Here is a 779-nt window from a genome sequence, read left to right on the forward strand (position 1 = left end):
AACTGCGTGCTGCACGGCGACGCCGCTTCCGAGCAGTTCCTCTCCGAGATCGTCGGCGCCGCGGCCTACCCCGACCGCCACATGAGCATGGAGGGCATCTATGAATACGGCTCGCGCGCCGGCGTCTGGCGCATCCTGCGCGAGTTCGAAAAGCGCGGCCTGCCGCTGACCATCTTCGGCGTGTCGATGGCGCTGCAGCGCCACCCGGAACTGACGCGCGCCTTCGTCGAGCTGGGCCACGAGATCGCCTGCCACGGCTGGCGCTGGATCCATTACCAGAACATCGACGAGGCCACCGAGCGCGAGCACATGCGCATCGGCATGCAGATCATCAAAGACCTGACCGGCGAGCTGCCGCTGGGCTGGTACACCGGGCGCGACAGCCCCAACACGCGCCGGCTGGTGGTCGAGCACGGCGGCTTGCTGTACGACTCCGACTACTACGGCGACGACCTGCCCTTCTGGACCGAAGTGGAAGTCACCGGCGGCGAGAAGAAGCCGCACCTGGTGGTGCCGTACACGCTGGACTCGAACGACATGCGCTTTGCCACGCCGCAGGGCTTCAACACCGGCGAGCAGTTCTTCCAGTACCTGAAGGATGCGTTCGACGTACTGTATGAAGAAGGGGACCCTGGCGGGCAGGACAGTCCCAAGATGCTGTCGATCGGCATGCATTGCCGGCTGCTCGGCCGCCCCGGCCGCTTCCGCGCGCTGCAGCGCTTCCTCGACTACGTGCAGGGCCATGACAAGGTGTGGATCTGCCGCCGTGTCGACATCGC

The 779-nt window shown here is 66.1% G+C and carries 1 protein-coding gene; it reads left to right on the top strand.

Annotated elements, in window-relative coordinates:
* A partial coding sequence (gene puuE / locus J8I82_RS37845) for an allantoinase PuuE (RefSeq protein ID WP_209765752.1) occupies nt 1-779 on the top strand: 779 nt, incomplete at both ends.

It is taken from the genome of Cupriavidus consociatus, from assembly GCF_017814975.1.
GTDB lineage: Bacteria > Pseudomonadota > Gammaproteobacteria > Burkholderiales > Burkholderiaceae > Cupriavidus > Cupriavidus consociatus.